The 16,997-nt window shown below is 71.1% G+C and carries 14 protein-coding genes; 6 read left to right on the top strand and 8 right to left on the bottom strand.

Features of this window, described 5'->3' with window-relative positions; all coding sequences use genetic code 11:
- Window positions 1–48: 48 nt before the first annotated feature.
- The gene (locus LJ657_RS15720; protein WP_372487921.1) at window positions 49–1,494 is read right to left on the bottom strand and encodes a DUF2079 domain-containing protein; all 1,446 of its coding nucleotides are present in this window, start codon (window positions 1,492–1,494) and stop codon (window positions 49–51) included.
- Window positions 1,495–1,659: 165 nt separating this feature from the next.
- Complete coding sequence (locus tag LJ657_RS15715) at window positions 1,660–2,727, bottom strand: glycerophosphodiester phosphodiesterase family protein (protein WP_232649214.1); 1,068 nt, start codon at window positions 2,725–2,727, stop codon at window positions 1,660–1,662.
- Between the two features lie 400 nt (window positions 2,728–3,127).
- Between LJ657_RS15715 and LJ657_RS15710 the strand changes: the two genes are divergently transcribed.
- On the top strand, window positions 3,128–4,243 hold the full coding sequence (locus LJ657_RS15710) for a GNAT family N-acetyltransferase (protein ID WP_232649213.1): 1,116 nt from the start codon (window positions 3,128–3,130) through the stop codon (window positions 4,241–4,243).
- A 100-nt stretch (window positions 4,244–4,343) separates the two neighbouring features.
- Window positions 4,344–5,093 carry a S1C family serine protease gene (locus LJ657_RS15705; RefSeq protein WP_232649212.1) on the top strand — a complete coding sequence of 250 codons (750 nt, stop codon included), beginning with the start codon at window positions 4,344–4,346 and terminating at the stop codon, window positions 5,091–5,093.
- Between the two features lie 82 nt (window positions 5,094–5,175).
- On the opposite strand, the gene LJ657_RS15700 is transcribed toward LJ657_RS15705, so the two are convergent.
- The 5 genes from LJ657_RS15700 to LJ657_RS15680 all read right to left on the bottom strand — a co-directional run bounded on the left by LJ657_RS15700 (window position 5,176) and on the right by LJ657_RS15680 (window position 10,169).
- Window positions 5,176–5,772: an AMIN-like domain-containing (lipo)protein gene (locus LJ657_RS15700; protein ID WP_443735557.1), complete on the bottom strand. Its 597-nt coding sequence runs from the start codon at window positions 5,770–5,772 to the stop codon at window positions 5,176–5,178.
- 113 nt (window positions 5,773–5,885) lie between these two features.
- Entirely contained in the window at window positions 5,886–6,440 is a 555-nt protein-coding gene (locus LJ657_RS15695; RefSeq protein WP_372487920.1) for an amidohydrolase family protein, read from the bottom strand.
- A gap of 225 nt (window positions 6,441–6,665) precedes the next feature.
- Window positions 6,666–7,319: a hypothetical protein gene (locus LJ657_RS15690; protein ID WP_232649210.1), complete on the bottom strand. Its 654-nt coding sequence runs from the start codon at window positions 7,317–7,319 to the stop codon at window positions 6,666–6,668.
- A 129-nt stretch (window positions 7,320–7,448) separates the two neighbouring features.
- Window positions 7,449–9,290: a glycoside hydrolase family 15 protein gene (locus LJ657_RS15685; RefSeq protein WP_232649209.1), complete on the bottom strand. Its 1,842-nt coding sequence runs from the start codon at window positions 9,288–9,290 to the stop codon at window positions 7,449–7,451.
- A 99-nt stretch (window positions 9,291–9,389) separates the two neighbouring features.
- Window positions 9,390–10,169: a DeoR/GlpR family DNA-binding transcription regulator gene (locus LJ657_RS15680; RefSeq protein WP_232649208.1), complete on the bottom strand. Its 780-nt coding sequence runs from the start codon at window positions 10,167–10,169 to the stop codon at window positions 9,390–9,392.
- A gap of 158 nt (window positions 10,170–10,327) precedes the next feature.
- On the opposite strand from LJ657_RS15680, the gene LJ657_RS15675 reads away from it, so the two are divergent.
- Both LJ657_RS15675 and LJ657_RS15670 read left to right on the top strand, forming a co-directional pair.
- Entirely contained in the window at window positions 10,328–11,209 is an 882-nt protein-coding gene (locus tag LJ657_RS15675) for an SIS domain-containing protein (protein ID WP_232649207.1), read from the top strand.
- A gap of 30 nt (window positions 11,210–11,239) precedes the next feature.
- Window positions 11,240–12,100 (top strand): class II fructose-bisphosphate aldolase, encoded by an 861-nt coding sequence (locus tag LJ657_RS15670; protein ID WP_232649206.1) that lies wholly within the window; start codon window positions 11,240–11,242, stop codon window positions 12,098–12,100.
- Here the strand turns inward: LJ657_RS15670 and LJ657_RS15665 are convergent, their stop codons facing one another.
- On the bottom strand, window positions 12,101–13,234 hold the full coding sequence (locus LJ657_RS15665) for a methyltransferase (protein ID WP_232649205.1): 1,134 nt from the start codon (window positions 13,232–13,234) through the stop codon (window positions 12,101–12,103).
- Between the two features lie 208 nt (window positions 13,235–13,442).
- Here LJ657_RS15665 and LJ657_RS15660 point away from each other — a divergent pair, with 208 nt between their 5' ends.
- Both LJ657_RS15660 and LJ657_RS15655 read left to right on the top strand, forming a co-directional pair.
- Window positions 13,443–14,684, top strand: coding sequence for an ROK family protein (locus LJ657_RS15660; protein WP_232649204.1), 1,242 nt, complete (start codon window positions 13,443–13,445; stop codon window positions 14,682–14,684).
- A gap of 702 nt (window positions 14,685–15,386) precedes the next feature.
- The gene (locus LJ657_RS15655; protein ID WP_372487919.1) at window positions 15,387–16,979 is read left to right on the top strand and encodes an arabinofuranosidase catalytic domain-containing protein; all 1,593 of its coding nucleotides are present in this window, start codon (window positions 15,387–15,389) and stop codon (window positions 16,977–16,979) included.
- Window positions 16,980–16,997 lie beyond the last annotated feature (18 nt).

The raw sequence follows: 16,997 nt of genomic DNA, 5'->3' as shown, positions 1-16,997 counted from the left end.
TGACAACCTTGTGGATCCGGCTTGTCAATGACGTCCGGCGCCGGCTGATCACGACCTGCGCTTGAGGACCACGTAACCGTAGGCGGCGTCGTCGATCGTGTAACGGGCGTTCGGGTGGAGCCGGTGGGCGTACGCCTGGACGTCGCCGGCCCAGTTGCCGGTGTTGTTCAGCGCGATGTAGTCGGGGGTGATGCCACCGGTGTCGCCGATCCAGAAGACGCGGCAGCGGGAGGTGAGACGGCTGATGGGGCCGATGTCGGCCTCGACGGTCGCGCCGTCCGGGATGCGGCCCAGGGCGCGTTCGATGCGGGGGACGCCCTCGGGGGTGTCGTAGGTGGCGGTGTCCGTCAGCGTGGACAGCGGGAGGGTGGTCGTGAGTGCCAGTGCGGCTCCGGCGACGGCCGCGGGCACGTGCCGGGCGTACGAACGCAGCCAGGGCCGGGGGCTCACGCGGACGAGCGTGAGCGCGTCGACCAGGGCCAGCGCGACGACCGGCATCAGGACCGCGCTGTAGTGCCAGTCGGTGCCCCAGTAGTGGTCGTCGGCGGAGTAGAAGCGCCAGCCCAGGGTGGGGAGGGCCACGGCGAACAGGGGTGAACGCAGGGCGAGCAGACCGCTGGTGGGGATCAACAGCCAGGCCAGTGTGCGGAGTTTGACGTCCGCGCCGTCGAAGAGGGAGAAGCCGCTGTCGACCTTGGTCCAGTAGTCGTAGTCGCCGGTGGTGCTGAAGGAGGGGATGGCGACGGTGAGAGTGACGAGGGTGGCGGCGATGCCCAGGACCACCACCGCGAGGGCGTACAGGAGTGTGCGCGGGGAGGAGCGGCGGGAGCGCAGGGCGACGACCAGCGCGATGGCCGCCACCGTCAGACCGAGGTCCTCCTTGACCAGCACCAGCGGCAACGCCCACAACAGCGCGGCCCTCCGTCGGCCGGCCAGCAGCGCCTCCAGGCTGAAGGCGATCAGGGGCACGGCGAAGCAGACCTCGTGGAAGTCGAAGTCGACGGCCCGCTGGACGCCCCAGGACAGGCCGTACGCGACCCCGAGGACGAGCCCGCGGGCCCGCCCCAGCAGCCCGGCGGCCGCACGGGTCACCGGCACGGCCGACAGGGCGAAGAGGGCGGCCTGGGCGAGGAGCAGCGTGACAGGGGAGGGGAAGAGCCGGTAGACCGGGGCGAGCAGGGCGATGACCGGGCTGAAGTGGTCGCCGAGGATGTTGAACCCCGGGCCCTTCAGATCGACGACCGGCGCCTCCAGATGGGCGTACGCGCGGACCGCCTGCTCGAAGATGCCGAGGTCCCAGGACCGGGTCGCCAGATGCTGGTACCGGAGGACGGACAGGGTCGCGTACGCCGCGAACAGGGCGGCCGCCAGGAGGTGGGGATCGCGGCGGCCGGGGGGACGGGGGTGCCGGTCGCGCGGGGGAGGCGTGACCGGCGCCGGTATGGAGGGCCCGGGGTGCAGCGAAGTGGGGGTGTCCTGCTGGGTGTTGGGCACAGTGGGGGGTGTCCTTATGCGCCGGCACGGATCATCCGCCCCGGGCACTCGATGGCTACGTCACCTGCTGTGACCGTGTTCGCCGCACTGCGGTTCACCTGTTGAGACGTAGATCACGTGCACGCCTTGGCCCAGGAGGCGGGCAGTGCCGTCGTCGTGCCTGTGTCAATGGTGCTCGTACGGCGTGGGCAGGCGCATGCCCCGGTCGGCCATGATCTGCCGGACGTGGTTCGGGTAGTTGGTGATGACGCCGTCGACGCCCATGTCCATCAGGGCTTCCACGGTGGCCGGATCGTCGCAGCTCCACGGGATGACCTTCAGGCCCCGTGCGTGGGCCTCCTCGACCATCGTCCGGTCGGAGTAGAAGCGGAAGCCCGGGTCGCCGACCTTGCCGGTCTGCGGGAAGCCGTAGTTGAGGGAGAGGGCACTGACGCCGGGGATGGTGGCGGCCGCCTTCACGAAGTCGCCGCCGTAGTCGTCGGCGTCGATCCCGCCGAGCCACGGGGAGGCACCCGGTTGGCCGACCTGGAGGAAGTCGTAGTTCGTCAGCGCGACGAGGGGCCACTTGGGGGCCAGCTTGTGCATCGCCCTCAGGGCGCCCCAGTCGAAGGACTCGATGGTGACCTGGCGCTCGATGCCGGAGCGGTGGATCTCCTCGAAGACCCGGCGCACGAACAGTGCGCGCGGCGCGGTCTGTTCGGGGGCGCCCGCCTCAGCCTTGGTCTCGATGTTCAGCTTGAGCCGCTTGGCGCGATAGCTCCTGACCAGGTTCAGGACATCCTTGAGCTCGACCATCCGGAATCCCCTCACCACCTCCTGCTCCGGGAACCCGGGCAGCTGCCGGTAGCCGCAGTCCATGGTCTTGATCTGGGCCGGCGTCAGGTCCTTGATGTACTTCCCGACGTACGGATACATCGGGTCCCCCGGCGTGACGGGTGCGGTGTCACGGCACTTCTCGGCGCTGACCTGCCGGTCGTGGTTGACGACGACCTTCTCGTCCTTGGTGATCTGGGTGTCCAGCTCCAGGGTGGACACCCCGAGACGCATCGCCTTGCCGAATCCCTCCAGGGACTCCTCGGTCGTCATCCCGATGCCGCCACGGTGGGCCTGCAGGTCGAAGTGCGCCCTCCGGGGCGGCATGCCGGAGTCGTCGTACGTCGTCGCACGAGCCGCCGCCGGGAAGGCGAGCACCGGAGCCAGCGCCAGGGCGGCGAGGGTGTGTCGTGCGGACATCGCAACCTCACTCGGGTCGGTTCGGGGCCACCGCACGACGCTGGTTGGACCTCGGCCCGGCGAAACCGCCCGCACATGATGGCGGCGTGAAATGTGCGCGTTGCCCCTCGCGGTCTTTTGGTGCGGCAGGCACTCTTGACAACATGCGTACTGTTTCGCGACGTTTGATCCTCGGCGGACAGTTCGGAAGCTGGGGTCAACCGCGGAACGACCGTGTACACGGCCGGGAACCGGCTGATACTCAAAGAACGTGATAGGACGCGGACATTGCGCCGCGGGGGGACGTCACGGGGGGAGCGGTCGCGGATGCGATCAGTGATCAGGGGCCCACACGCTCTACCGGCCTGCGCTGCGGCCGGGTCGTCCCTCGCGGAGCCTGTGGAAGGGCGGATGATCTGACGTGGACGTCACGATCCACAGAGTCGACGAACTGAGCACCTCGCTGCGCACGGCGTGGCACGCGGCGATGGACGAGTCCCCCGAGTACACCAATCCCTTCCTGGCTCCGGAGTTCGCGCTCGGAATCGGCAGATACCGCTCCGGCACCCGGATCGCCGTCCTGCGTGAGGACGGGGCGCCGGTCGGCTTCCTCCCGTACGAGCGAAACGCCTTCGGCGTCGGCCGGGCCGTCGGACTCGGCCTCTCCGACTGCCAGGCGCTGGTGCACCGCCCCGGAGTCACCTGGGACGCCCAGGACCTGCTGAGAGCCTGCGGGCTGTCCATCTTCGAGTTCGACCACCTCGTGGCGGAACAGAAGCCGTTCGGGCGGCATGTCACGGGGATGTTCGCCTCCCCGGTCGTCGATCTCAAGCCCGACGAGAGCGGCTATGCGCCATGGCTGCGCGGGGCGTACCCGGGGCTGGCCAAGACGACGCTGAAGAAGGAACGACGCCTCGGGCGCGACGTGGGCGAGGTGCGGTTCGAGTTCGACGAGCGTGATCCGCGGATGCTGCGCCGGCTCATGCAGTGGAAGTCCGCCCAGTACCGCAGGACGGGCCGGATGGACCGCTTCTCGCGGCCGTGGATCGTCGACCTGGTGGACCATCTCTTCCAGGTCCGCGAGGAGCACTTCACCGGCGTGCTCTCGGTGCTGTACGCGGGCGACCGGCCGGTGGCGGCGCACTTCGGGCCCAGATCGCGCCCCGTGCTGGCCGCCTGGTTCACCGCGTACGACCCCGACCTCCACTACTACTCGCCCGGACTGATGATGCATCTGCGCACGGCCGAGGCGGCGGCCCGGCACGGGGTGACGCTCATGGACCTGGGGCGCGGCGACAAGGAGTACAAGGACTGGCTCAAGACCCGCGAGCTGCGGGTGGCGGAAGGGTTCGCCAGCCGCCCTCACCCGGTCGCGGCGGCCCACCGGCTGTGGCGGAGACCCGTGCGGGGCCTACGGAACACGGTCAACGCCCATCCCGAGCTGCGGGCACCCGCCGACCGGCTGCTGAAGACGGTCGGCACCCTGCGCACATCGAGACGGACGGACTCCGGCGCCGCGGGGCCCCGCACACGCTGAACAGCCCCGGGAGTCAGCCCGCAGCGAAGTCGGGTCCGCCTGCCCGAGCAAGGGTGTAAGCATGTAATGCACGCCCTTGGGCCAGCGGAAAGTCCGACTCGTGGCCGAGACACTTTCCGAGCCCGACCGCTCCCGTCACGAGCAGGCCGCGCTCGACTCCTACTCGCGGATCGTCACCGCCGTCGCCGCCGAACTCACGCAGAAGGTGGCGGCTCTGAACGTCGCGCACCGCCGCTCCAGAGGCCGGTTCCTGGGGGAGGCCGGCAACTCGCTGGGGCTGACCGGCAGCGTCACCGCCGGTGTGGTCAGCGCGCTGGGCCGGTCGCTGCCGGCGAGCGGGGGCCGGGCGACCCGCGTCATCGACGACGTCGTCCAGACCGACGCGACCCTGCACCCCGGCAGCTCGGGCGGGGCCCTCGCCACGGCCGACGGCAGGGTCGTCGGCATCAACACCGCCATCGCCGACGTCGGCCTGGGCCTTGCCGTCCCGGTGAACGGCACCAGCCGCCAGATCATCGCGACCCTGCTCTCCGAGGGCAGAGTCCGCCGCGCCCATCTCGGCCTCGCCGGCATTCCCGCGCCGCTTCCGCCACTGCCGCGGGCCCGCACCGGCCGGCGCACGGGCCTGCGGATCGTCGAGGTCGTGCCCGCTTCCCCCGCCGCCCGCGCCGGGCTGCGGGACGGCGACCTGCTGATCACCGCCCACGGCGATCCGGTTTCCAGCGCACAGGCCCTGCAGCGGCTGATGCTGGAGGACGCCATAGGGCGCCCACTGGCCCTGACCGCACCGCGCGGAGACGCCCTCGTGGACGTCATCGCCACACCGGTGGAGCTGATCGCGGACGACTGAGCGGCCGCGATCAAGGCGCACTCCACATTCCTTTCCGGACCGACGTCCTTGCGAGTCCTCTACTGGCCGCGGCCACCGGATCTCAGGGTTTGCCGGTCCAGGTGTGGGCCACGTCCACGACCACGTGGCCGTCCAGCCGCTGCACGCGGAACGGCAGCCGGGCCCGGACGCCGAGGCCGAGCTGGGTGTCGCCCTCGAAGCTGCCGGCGAACCGGGTGTCCCTGAAGGCGCGGTACCCGGTCAGGTCGACGCCCGGCAGCGGGCGGCCCGCCCGTGCGGGATAGGTGGGTGCCCCGGTGCCGGGGTCGTAGCTGGGCGCATGCACCCGTACCTCGAGGACGGCGCCGCCGCCGACGGGTATGAGCCGGCCGGATCCGTCCTGGTAGAGGTGGCTGACGTACCTGACGGAGTAGCCGAGGCTGCTCCGGCCCGCGCCGGGGATGTCGATGACCATCCGGTCGTAGCAGGCGTGCCGGCCGGTCCTGATGTTCTGCACCGGCTTCGTCGTGGATGCCGCGCGTGTCTTGGCCTGGCTGCCCCAGCCGGTGGGGCAGGTGACGGTCCGCGCGGTGGTGACCGTGGCGGCGTCGGCCGGGATCGCGGTCGCTCCCATTGCGGTGCCCAGGAGCATGAGCGCTGCCCATGCGGTTCTGCTGCGTGTTGCTCTGCTTCGTCTCATCACGTCCCCCGAAGCCTGTTTCGTACTGGTATTTGATGAGACATACAGGCTGGCTGAAAGGTTGCGGTTCTGGCCAGTTTTCCGGGGGAAACGTGAGGGCTTCGCGCCGGACGTCAGTGGGGGCCGTGAGTCCAGCGCCCGCCCAGCATGGTGGCGTGCACCGGCATCTCCTGCAGCGTGCGCGTATCCGCCTCCGACGGATCAACGTCGACGACCACCAGGTCGGCCGCGTCACCGGCCCGGAGCTGCGCACGCCCCCGCGCCGACGCGGCGAGGGCCGCCGCTACCGGGACCCGCTGCTCCGGATGCCAGGCGGGCCGCCCGTCGTCCGTCCGGTGCACGGCTGCCGCGATGCCCAGCCAGGGGTCGAGGGGCGAGACGGGAGCGTCGGAGCCGAACTCCAGCCGGGCGCCGGACGCCAGCAGGTCGCCGTAGGCGAAGGCGCGCCCGGTGCGCCCGGTCCAGTGCCGGTCCGCCACATCGCGGTCGTCGGTGGCATGCGTGGGCTGCACCCCGGCGATGACGCCCAGCTCGGCGAAGCGCGGCACATCGGCGGCCGTCAGCAACTGGGCGTGCTCGATGCGCCCCCGGCAGCCGGCGTCCGCGAACGCGTCGAGCGCGTGCACATGGGCGTCCCACAGGCCCGGCAGCACGGTCCGCCCGTCCATGTCGAGCCCCGGGCCGCGGAGGTCCCCCTCCCCCCCCCACCTCGACGGCGACGACCCGGCCGGCCGCGATGCGCACACTCCCGAGGGGCCCACCGGCACCCAACCGCACTCGGGAGAGCGTGAGTGCGGGCGGCGTGTCGAGTTCCTCCGCAGCGGGGCCGGGTATGCCGTCGAGGCTCGTCATCGAGGCTCCAGTCGTGAGGTCCCGGTGATCGGCTCGTGAGGCTACGCGGCGACGGAGCTGCGCAGACGCGTGGAGCTTCGGTAGGTGGAGATGCCCACGGCCAGCAGCCAGTAGCTGAAGATCGCCCCCATCAGAGCGGTCGTGCCCCAGCCGTTCGCGGCGTAGAAGTGCGCGGGGGTGTTGCCGAAGAACAGGGAGGGTACGAAGGCCAGGTTGATCGCGGCCAGGACGTGGGCCGAGCGGCCGATCCAGCGGGGCAGCACGTCGGTGCGTGCGACGACGTGGCCGACCGTCGCGAGGAAGAGGCCCAGCATCAGCCGGGAGATCGACCCGTAGAGGATGTACGTGCCGCTGACCGTGATGGTCGGATCGATCGGATGGTCGGTGGCGATGACCGCGCCGCCCTCCAGTCCCATGGAGACCAGGATGATCGTCGCATAGACCAGCCCCGTGGCGGAGGCGATCGAGCCCGCCCACTCGTAGGCGGGATGCGTGCGCCTGACCAGTTCACGGAAGGCCGTCACGAACACCACCAGGCACGCGAGGGCGACGATTCCGAGCAGCAGCCGGGCGAGCACGTTCGCGTCCGGCGGCGGGCCCGAGTAGATGAAGTACAGGGGTATTTCGACGATGAGCGAGGCCGCGGCGGCGATGCCGGCGACGCCCGTCAGACGCCTGGCGAAGGTTTCGGTCATGGGTGTTCCCCCGAGTCCGCGAGGTGGATTCCGTGCCGGTCCGGTTGCCGACGTGATGGATCCTTCCGGTAGTGAGGCCCGCCGTCCCTGGGCCTGAGGACCGGAATCACGGTGTCCTCAGCAACACCCTCAGCCCAGGGCCTTGTCCAGGTTGAAGGCCGCGCTGATGAGCGCGAGATGCGTGAACGCCTGGGGGAAGTTGCCCTGTTGCTCGCCGGTGTGGCTGATCTCCTCGGCGTACAGGCCGAGATGGTTGGCGTAGGTGAGCATCTTCTCGAAGGCCAGGCGTGCCTCGTCGATGCGGCCGGCGTGGACCATGGCCTCGACGTACCAGAACGAGCAGATGGAGAAGGTGCCCTCGTCGCCGCGCAGGCCGTCGGGGCTGGCCATCGGGTCGTAGCGGTAGACGAGGGAGTCGGACACCAGGTCGTGGGTGAGCGCGTCCAGGGTGGACAGCCACTTGGGGTCGGTGGGGGCGATGAACTTCGTCAGCGGCATCATCAGGACGGCCGCGTCGAGTACGTCGTCGCCGTCCTCGTGCTGGACGAAGGCCTGCCGGGTCTCGGACCAGCCCCGCTTCATGATGCGCCGGTAGATCGTGTCGCGGCGCTCGCGCCAGCGGGTCAGGTCGGCGGGCAGGCCCCGCCGGTTGGCCATGCGGATGGCCCGCTCGATCGCCACCCAGCACATCAGACGCGAGTACAGGAAGTTCTTGCGGCCGCCGCGGGTCTCCCAGATGCCCTCGTCGGGCTGGTCCCAGTGCTCGCACACCCAGTCCACCAGGGCGCACACGTCGTCCCACTGGGCGCTGGAGATGGGCTTGGCCCACTTGTCGTAGAGGTAGATCGAGTCGATCAGCGCACCGTAGATGTCCAGCTGGAGCTGGTCGGCGGCCGCGTTGCCGATCCGTACCGGCGCGGAGCCCCGATGCCCTTCCAGGTGGTCGAGTTCGAGTTCGGTGAGGTCGGTGCGGCCGTCGATGCCGTACATGATCTGCAGGGGCGCCAAGTCCCCGTCGGAGCACGGGCTGACGTGCCGGGTCAGGAACTTCATGAACGCCTCGGCCTCTTCCGTGAAGCCGAGCCGCAGCAGCGCGTAGACGGCGAAGGCCGCGTCACGCACCCAGACGTACCGGTAGTCCCAGTTGCGTTCGCCGCCCAGCTGCTCGGGCAGGCTGGTGGTCGGCGCGGCCACGATCGCGCCGGTGGGCGCGTAGGTGAGCAGCTTCAGGGTGAGGGCGGAGCGGTGCACCATCTCCCGCCAGCGGCCACGGTACTTGGACGCCGACAGCCAGCGCCGCCAGTACGCCACCGTGGTGCCGAACTGCTCCTCCGCCTCCAGCTTCGCGCACCGGCGCGGCTCCACGTCGCCGCCGACCTGGTCCAGCGCGAAGACGGCCGTCTCGCCCTCGGAGAGCTTGAAGTCGGCGTGCGCGTCCTGCCCGTCGGCCTCCAGTGGCACGGTCGCCGTCAGCGCGAGCGACAGCCCCTCGGATGCGAACACCGCGACCTCGCCGACCAGGCGCAGGGTGTGCGGCCGGGTGCCGTAGTCGAAGCGCGGGGCAACGCGCGTGCGGAACGGGATGGAGCCGCGCACGCACACCACCCGCCGGATCAGCCGGTGCCGCTCGGTCTCGACGTTCCCGCCGTTGAGCGGCATGAAGTCCTGCACCTCGCCGACGCCGTCCTCGGTGAAGAACCGGGTGATCAGGACGTTGGTGTCGGGGAAGTAGAACTGCTTCGTCTTCGCCGGCACGGACGCCGCCAACTCGAAGGAGCCGCCGCGCTCCGCGTCCAGGATCGCCGCGAAGACGCTCGGCGCGTCGAAGGCCGGGCAGCAGTACCAGTCGACGGTGCCGTCGGTGCCCACCAAGGCCACGCTGCGCAGATCGCCGATCAGACCGTGCTCGGCTATCGGCAGATACCGGGGAGCGGCCCCCGGGACGTCCTGGTCGATCGCTCCTGAGCCCATCGCAGCCTCCCTGCCCCGGCCCGCATCCCGCTTTCCAGCCTAGGCGGAATCGGCCGGCCGGGCGTGGGGATCGCGGAGGCCGGGGCGCACTGTCGGGAGTCAGACCGTGACGACCGTGATCCCCGCCTCCTCGAAGCGGCGCACCGTCTCCGTGCTCGCCGCCATGTCGGTGACCAGGGTGTCCACCGACTCGGCCGCGCAGATCCGGGCGAACGCCCGCCGGCCCAGCTTGCTGGAGTCGGCGGCCACGACCACCCGCTTGGCGCGCTCGCACAGCAGCCGGTTGATCGCGGCCTCCGCCTCGTCGTGTGCGGCGGCGCCGTGCACGACATCGAAGGCGACGACACCGAGCACGGACACATCGATGGTGATCTGGCCGAGTACGCCGTCCGCGAGCGGCCCGATGAGCTCGTACGACTGCGGGCGCGCCACCCCGCCGGTCACCACGATCTTGAACTGGGGGCGCACGGCAAGCTCGTTGGCGATGTTGAGCGCGTTGGTGACGACGGTGAGTGCCGGGGAACCGGAGGTGAGATCGCCGCGCACGGCAAGGGCACGCGCCACCTCGGTGGTGGTCGTGCCGCCGGTCAGCCCCACCGCCTCGCCCGGCGCGACGAGGCCGGCCACCGCCTTCGCGATCCGCTGCTTCTCGGAGGCGTGCCGGGCCGTCTTGTATCGCAGCGGCAGCTCGTACGACACTCCGTGCACGACCGCGCCGCCCCGGGTGCGGACGAGCATCTGCTGCTCGGCGAGCTGGTCGAAGTCGCGCCGGATCGTCGCGGCCGAGACCTCCAGCTCGGCGGCCGCCTCCTCGACGTCCAGCCGGCCGCGCTCGACGAGCAGCTCCAGCAGCGCCTTCCAGCGGGCGTCCCGCGACATGCCCACCCTCCGTTTCCTGAGCGCTCCTCGATCTCCCGGCGACCCTAGCGCACCCCGCATACGCTCGTATGCTTGATTCTGCTCGAAAATCGGCTATATCTTGCAGAAGTAATCATGATCGCCGTGTCGAGCAGGGATCGAATCAGGGAGGATCCGGCATGACCCATGTCGAGGACGAGCTGACCAGCCAGCCCGAGTGCTGGATACGGGCCGCGTCGGAGGCGGACCGGTACCGCCGGGCGCTCCCGGCGCCGGGCGAGCGGGTCGCGATCGTCGGGTGCGGTACCTCGTACTTCATGGCGCAGGCGGCCGCCGCCCTGCGCGAGGGGGCCGGACAGGGGGAGACGGACGCCTTTGCCGCCTCCGAGTTTCCGTACGGCCGGTCGTACGACCGTGTCGTGGCCCTCACCCGCTCCGGCACCACCACCGAAGTCCTCGACCTGCTGGGCGAGTTGAAAGGGCGCACGAGAACCACGGCGATCACGGCCGACCCGGACACGCCGGTCATGGCGGCCGCCGACGACCTCGTCGTGCTCGACTACGCGGACGAACGGTCCGTCGTGCAGACGCGGTTCGCCACGACCGCGCTGACCCTGCTCCGCGCCCAGCTGGGCCTGCACACCGACGCCGTCGTCGCCGACGCCCGCACCGTCCTCGCCACCGCGCTGCCCGACGGGCTCGTCGCCTGCACGCAGTTCACCTTCCTGGGCCGGGGCTGGACGGTGGGCCTGGCCAACGAGGCCGGGCTGAAGATGCGCGAGGCCTCACTCGCCTGGACCGAGGCCTACCCGGCGATGGAGTACCGGCACGGCCCCATCAGCATCACCACCCACGGCACGGCGACCTGGATGCTCGGCGAAGCCCCGGAGGGCCTGCCGGAACAGGTGCGCGCCACCGGCGGGTTGTGGGTGGCGGGCGGCCTCGACCCGCTCGCCGAACTGGTCCGCGCCCAGCGCCTCGCGGTCGCCGTCGCGGCGGCCCGCGGCCTCGACCCGGACCAGCCGCGCCATCTCACCCGCTCGGTGATCCTCGCCCCCTGACGCGCCCCGAAAAGCCCGAAGGGAGAAGCCGTGCCCCTCGTCACCACCGGCGAACTCGTGACCCAGGCCGCCGCCGAGCACTCCGCCGTCGCCGCCTTCAACATCATCACCCTCGAACACGTCGAGGCCGTCGTCGCCGGCGCCGAGTCCGCCGAGGCTCCCGTCGTCCTCCAAGTCAGCGAGAACGCTGTGAAGTTCCGCTACGGACGGCTGCTCCCGCTCGCCCGCGCGGCCGTCGTCGCCGCCGAACGCGCCTCGGTGCCCGTCGCACTGCACCTCGACCACGTCCAGAGCGACGACCTGCTGCGCCAGGCCGCGGACGCCGGATTCAGCTCCGTGATGTACGACGCGGCCCGGCTGCCCTACGACCAGAACCTCGCCGGGACCAGAGCCGCCGTCGACTGGGCTCACGCCCAAGGGCTGTGGATCGAGGCGGAGTTGGGACAGGTCGGCGGCAAGTCGGGCGAGCCCCCGCTGGACGCCCACGCGCCCGGAGCCCGCACCGACCCCGCTGCGGCGCGCGCCTTCGTCTGCGACTCCGGCGTGAACGCCCTCGCCGTCGCCATCGGCAGCACCCACGCCATGACCACCCGCACCGCCACCCTCGACCACGACCTCCTCAAACGGCTGTCCGCCTCCCTGGACGTGCCGCTCGTCCTGCACGGCTCCTCCGGGGTGCCGGACCACGAACTCGCCGCGGCGGTCGCGGGCGGCATCGCCAAGGTGAACGTCGGCACGGCCCTCAACATCGCCATGACAGGCGCGATCCGCGACTTTCTCGCCGCGCATCCCGAGGCGGTCGACTCGCGCAAGTACCTGAGCGTGGGGAGGGAGGCGATGATGCGGGCGGTGACCGGGATCATCCGGACGGTGGGCCGGCCCGCCGCCTGATCACTTCCTGACGGCCTTCAGCACCACGAACTTCGGGTCACTGGCGACCAGTTGACTGTTGCCGAACACCTTGCGCAACTTCACGTGGTAGCCCAGGTGCCGGTTGCCGACCACCCACATCTCGCCGCCGGGACGCAGCACGCGCCGCGCCCCGCTGAACATCCGCCACGCCGTCGTGTCGGTCGTCGCCTGGTGCGAGTGGAACGGCGGATTGCTGAGGACGAGATCGACACTCCCGTCCGGCACCCCCGTCAGCCCGTCACCGACCCGGAACTCCGCGTGCCCCGGCACCCCGTTGGCCTTGTACGTCGCCTCCGCCGAGGCCACGGCCTGGAACGACTCGTCCACGAACAACACCTCGGCCGATGGACCGGCCAAGGCCACCGCCGTACCCACCACGCCGTTGCCGCAGCCCAGGTCCATCACCCGCAGGCCGCCGAGCGCGGCCGGCAGGTGCTGCAGGAAGAACCGGGTGCCGATGTCGAGGCGGTCCGCGCAGAACACGCCCGCGTGGTTGACCACGGTCCGCCCCGAGACCGGGCCGATACCGTCGGGCAGCGCGTAGCTGTACGGCCAGGGGTTCGCGGGTCGCTGCAGTGCGGAGTCGGGCGTGCAGAAGATCAACCGCGCCTTCCGCTCGGCCAGCGAGGTGCGGGTCGGCCCCAGGATCCGCTCGAACAGCTGCAGCGTCGAGGTGTGGATCTCCTTCACCATCCCGGTGCCGACGACGATTGTTCCCGCGTGCACCGCGGGCGCCAGCCGCAGCAACTGGTCCTCCAGGAGCGCAAGGCTCTTGGGCACCCTGACCAGGAGGACGTCGACCCGGTCGGGCGGCGGATCCTGCGTGGTCAGCAGCCGTACGGCACCGGTCCCGACGCCCGCCCGGGCCAGGTTCGCCCGGGTGGCCTCCTGGGCCAGGAACGAGTCGGTGATCTGCACGGGCCGGTGCGCCGCGAGCGCGCTGACCAGGGCGCCCCAGCGGTCACCGAGGACCACGACCGTGCCGGACAGCGGGACCTTCTCTGCCGCCAGGTGCCTGAGCAGGTACTCGTCAGAGGCGTCCCAGGCACGCAGCCTCTCGCGCGGGTCCTCGGGGAAACGGGCCAGCGCGAGCTCGCCCCACGGCGTCGTCATACGGTCGTTCATCGTGCGTCAAGGCTAGCCGAGCCGCAGCTCAGAGCTGGTCGGGCGGGCGCTTCGGGCGGGATGGGGGCCGTGGACGCCGAGCCGTCCGCGGGCACCGGGCCTCCAGGGTTCGAGGCTGACAGGACGGCTGAACATCACGCTTCGGGCCAGCGGCCGGTAGCCCGGCGTCACTGCGGATCATGGGAGACTCGCCCTCATGAGCGGCAAGGCGGACCCCCGGCCGACGGGGGAAGGGACCACCTCGAGAACGCGGTTGGACCGGGGGCGCGGTGCGCTCGGACCCGCGTTGGAGCTCGTGCACACAGGGCGAGCGCCCACGAGGGCGGTGCTCACCGCCGAGCTCGGCGTCACCCGGGCCACGGCCGGAGCGGTCGCCACCGAACTGGAGGCGCTCGGGCTGATCCGGGTCGACGCCCGGCCCGGCGCGGAGGCCGGCTCGCAGGGCAGGCCCTCGCACCGGCTCGCGGTCGCCGAGGACGGCCCGGTCGTCCTCGCGGCACAGGTGCACGCCGACGGGTTCCGGGCGGCGCTGGTCGGCCTGGGCGGCCGCATCGTCGCCACCGCGCCGGGCTGTGAGACCGTCGACGCCGACCCCGCGAAGGTCCTCGGCTCCGTCGTGGAGGCGGGCGCCGAACTGCTGCGCTCGACGGGGCGGCGCTGCGTCGGCGCCGGACTCGCCGTACCCTCCGCGGTCGCCGAACCGGACGGGCTCGCCCTCAACCCCCTGCACCTGGCCTGGCCCGTCGGCGCGCCGGTCCGCCGGATCTTCGCGGAGTGCGTCCGCGCGGCAGGCATCACCGGACCCGCCTTCGCCGGCAACGACGTCAACCTCGCCGCCCTCGCGGAGCACCGGCACGGCGCGGGCCGCGGCGCCCGGGACCTGCTGTGCGTGGCCACCGGGCACCGGGGCGTCGGCGGTGCGCTGGTCCTGGACGGGCGCCTGCACACCGGCAGTTCGGGCCTGGCCCTGGAAGTCGGCCACCTCACCGTCAACCCCGAGGGCCGCCCCTGCCACTGCGGCAGCCGCGGCTGCCTCGACGTCGAGGCCGACCCGCTGGCCCTCCTCACCGCCGCGGGCCGGGGCCCCGGCCCCGAGGTCAACCTCCTCCGGCAGGCCAACGAGCTGATCCGCCACCACTACCACGACCCCGCCATCCGCATGGCCGCCGAGGCACTCATCGACCGTCTCGGCCTCGGACTCGCGGGCCTCGTCAACATCCTCAACCCCGACCGCATCATCCTCGGCGGCCTGCACCGCACCCTCCTCGACGCCGACCCCGAGCGCCTCCGCGCCGTCGTCGCCGACCGCAGCCTGTGGGGCCAGAGCGGCGGCGTTCCCATCCTCGCCTGCACCCTCGACCACAACAGCCTCGTCGGCGCCGCCGAGTTGGCCTGGCAGCCGGTGCTGGACGATCCGCTGGGGGCGCTCAGCCGGTAGGGGGTGCACTGCGGAACCGCTGCGACGTCCGGCCCCGAGCACCGGGTGCCGGTCGGTCGGCAGACATTCCTGCAGGCGCCGCCGAACGTCGTCGGCCAGTCGAATGCCGTGGCATCAGTCCGCTGGTTCGGCGCCCAACTGCTGGCATCGGCATACGTCCGGGGCGTACGCAGCACCGGAGGCGTCAAGCGAATCGGTTCGACGCAAGCGCTTCGACGGGAAGCTGCGACGGGCTGTGTGTGTGCTCAAGAAACTGCCGCGAGGCGACCGCGTCACCGACGCGCGGATCGAAGCCCGGCAGCTTCGGCCGCTGCCCTGTGAACCGGCTCTCCGCGGCCCGGTCTGCCAGCTGCATTGCTGGCCACCGGCATGATCGTGGAATCTACGGAGGACCCGGGCCTCACACTAGCCTCCCCTCAGCGTCCGTGCGGCAGGGGGTCGCGCCGTTCTCCGCCTGCCGCGGCACCGCAACTTTTCGAGGGCGCAGACGGCTTGCGCACCACGCGAATCAGCAGTCGAATCGATTCCGCAACAACGTTCACAGCAGGGAGCCCAGTGCCCTTGACAGCCCCACGGCACCGGGAGCCCCGTCTCACCGCGAAACCTCTCTGCAATCCCACTGCAATGCGGCACGTTCGAGCGCTTCGGCATCCGTCAGCGCCACGACCCGACCGGGTGGCGCCGGCACGGTAGGGAGATCCGATGGGAACCACACGTACAAGACGCCACCCGCTGTTCGGGCGCGGTGGCGTCCAGCGCTTGTGCGCAGCGGTACGGCAGCGTGGCATGCCGGACGACATGCCGCCTCGGGCAGAGGTGCCTTCGCCGGCCCGCTCGGACCGCACTCGTTGGAAGACGGTCGCCCGGGCAGCGGCCGCGACCGCGCTCGTCGCCGGAGCTCTGGCCGGCGCCACGGCCGGCACGGCACGGGCCGCCACGTCCGGTCCGTGCGACATCTACGCGGCAGGCGGTACACCCTGCGTGGCGGCGCACAGCACGACGCGAGCGTTGTACGCCTCGTACAACGGGCCGCTCTACCAGGTGCGGCGCGCCTCGGACAACACCACCAGGAACATCGGCGTCCTGAGTGCGGGCGGGTACGCCGACGCCGCCGCCCAGGACTCGTTCTGCTCGGGGACGACCTGCCTCATCACGGTCATCTACGACCAGTCCGGCCGCGGCAACAACCTCACCCAGGCGCCCGGCGGCGGTGCCGCGGGCGGCCCCGACAACCTGGCGAACGCGACCGCCGCGCCCACCACGGTGGCAGGCCACAAGGCCTACGGAGTCTTCGTGGCGCCCGGCACGGGTTACCGCAACAACCACACGAACGGCATCGCGACCGGGGACAGCCCCGAGGGCATGTACGCGATCTTCGACGGCACGCACTACAACGGCGGCTGCTGCTTCGACTACGGCAACGCCGAGACGGACAGCAACGACGACGGCAACGGCACCATGGAGGCCATCTACTTCGGCAACATCAAGGTGTGGGGCTACGGTTCGGGCAACGGCCCATGGATCATGGCCGACCTGGAGAACGGCCTGTTCTCCGGAGTCAACCAGCACTACAACGCGGGCGACCCGACGATCAACTACCGGTACACGACCGCCATCATCAAGGGCGGGGCGAACCACTGGGCGATCCGCGGCGGCAACGCGCAGTCCGGTGGCCTGTCCACCTTCTACGACGGTGCGCGCCCCAACGTCTCGGGCTACAACCCGATGCGCAAGCAGGGGGCCATCATCCTGGGCACCGGCGGTGACAACAGCAAGGGCGCCCAAGGCACGTTCTACGAGGGCGTGATGACCTCCGGCTACCCGTCGGACGCCACCGAGAACGCCGTCCAGGCAAACATCACCGCGGCCGGATACAGCAATTCCTCCGGGGGCGGGCCGAGCACCGGCGCGCTGCATGCGGTGGGCGCGGGCAAGTGCCTGGACGTGCCCAACTCGTCCACCACGGCCGGTACGCAGCTGCAGATCTGGGACTGCAGCGGCGCCGCCAACCAGACCTGGACCCGAACGTCCTCGGGCCAGCTGACCGTCTACAGCGGCAGCAGCCAGATGTGCCTGGACGCCTACAACAACCAGACGTCCGCCGGCACCAAGGTGGTGACGTGGCCGTGCAACGGCGGTGCCAACCAGCAGTGGCAGGTGAACTCCGACGGCACCGTCACGGGCGTCCAGTCCGGGCTCTGCCTCGACGTCACCGCCGCCTCCACCGCCGACGGTGCCCTGGCGGAACTGTGGCCGTGCAACGGCGGATCCAACCAGCAGTGGAATCTCAACTGATCTGAACGGCACGGGTCC

It is taken from the genome of Streptomyces guryensis (assembly GCF_021261325.1).
Lineage (GTDB): Bacteria > Actinomycetota > Actinomycetes > Streptomycetales > Streptomycetaceae > Streptomyces > Streptomyces guryensis.
This window is presented reverse-complemented; position numbering and strand designations above follow the sequence as displayed.

Coding starts and splice junctions, on each gene's coding strand:
- LJ657_RS15700 (WP_443735557.1), bottom strand. CDS start 5,772: ATGAGACGAAGCAGAGCAACACGCAGCAGAACCGCATGGGCAGCGCTC.
- LJ657_RS15680 (WP_232649208.1), bottom strand. CDS start 10,169: ATGTCGCGGGACGCCCGCTGGAAGGCGCTGCTGGAGCTGCTCGTCGAG.
- LJ657_RS15695 (WP_372487920.1), bottom strand. CDS start 6,440: ATGGACGGGCGGACCGTGCTGCCGGGCCTGTGGGACGCCCATGTGCAC.
- LJ657_RS15655 (WP_372487919.1), top strand. CDS start 15,387: ATGGGAACCACACGTACAAGACGCCACCCGCTGTTCGGGCGCGGTGGC.
- LJ657_RS15690 (WP_232649210.1), bottom strand. CDS start 7,319: ATGACCGAAACCTTCGCCAGGCGTCTGACGGGCGTCGCCGGCATCGCC.
- LJ657_RS15715 (WP_232649214.1), bottom strand. CDS start 2,727: ATGTCCGCACGACACACCCTCGCCGCCCTGGCGCTGGCTCCGGTGCTC.
- LJ657_RS15660 (WP_232649204.1), top strand. CDS start 13,443: ATGAGCGGCAAGGCGGACCCCCGGCCGACGGGGGAAGGGACCACCTCG.
- LJ657_RS15675 (WP_232649207.1), top strand. CDS start 10,328: ATGACCCATGTCGAGGACGAGCTGACCAGCCAGCCCGAGTGCTGGATA.
- LJ657_RS15685 (WP_232649209.1), bottom strand. CDS start 9,290: ATGGGCTCAGGAGCGATCGACCAGGACGTCCCGGGGGCCGCTCCCCGG.
- LJ657_RS15665 (WP_232649205.1), bottom strand. CDS start 13,234: ATGACGACGCCGTGGGGCGAGCTCGCGCTGGCCCGTTTCCCCGAGGAC.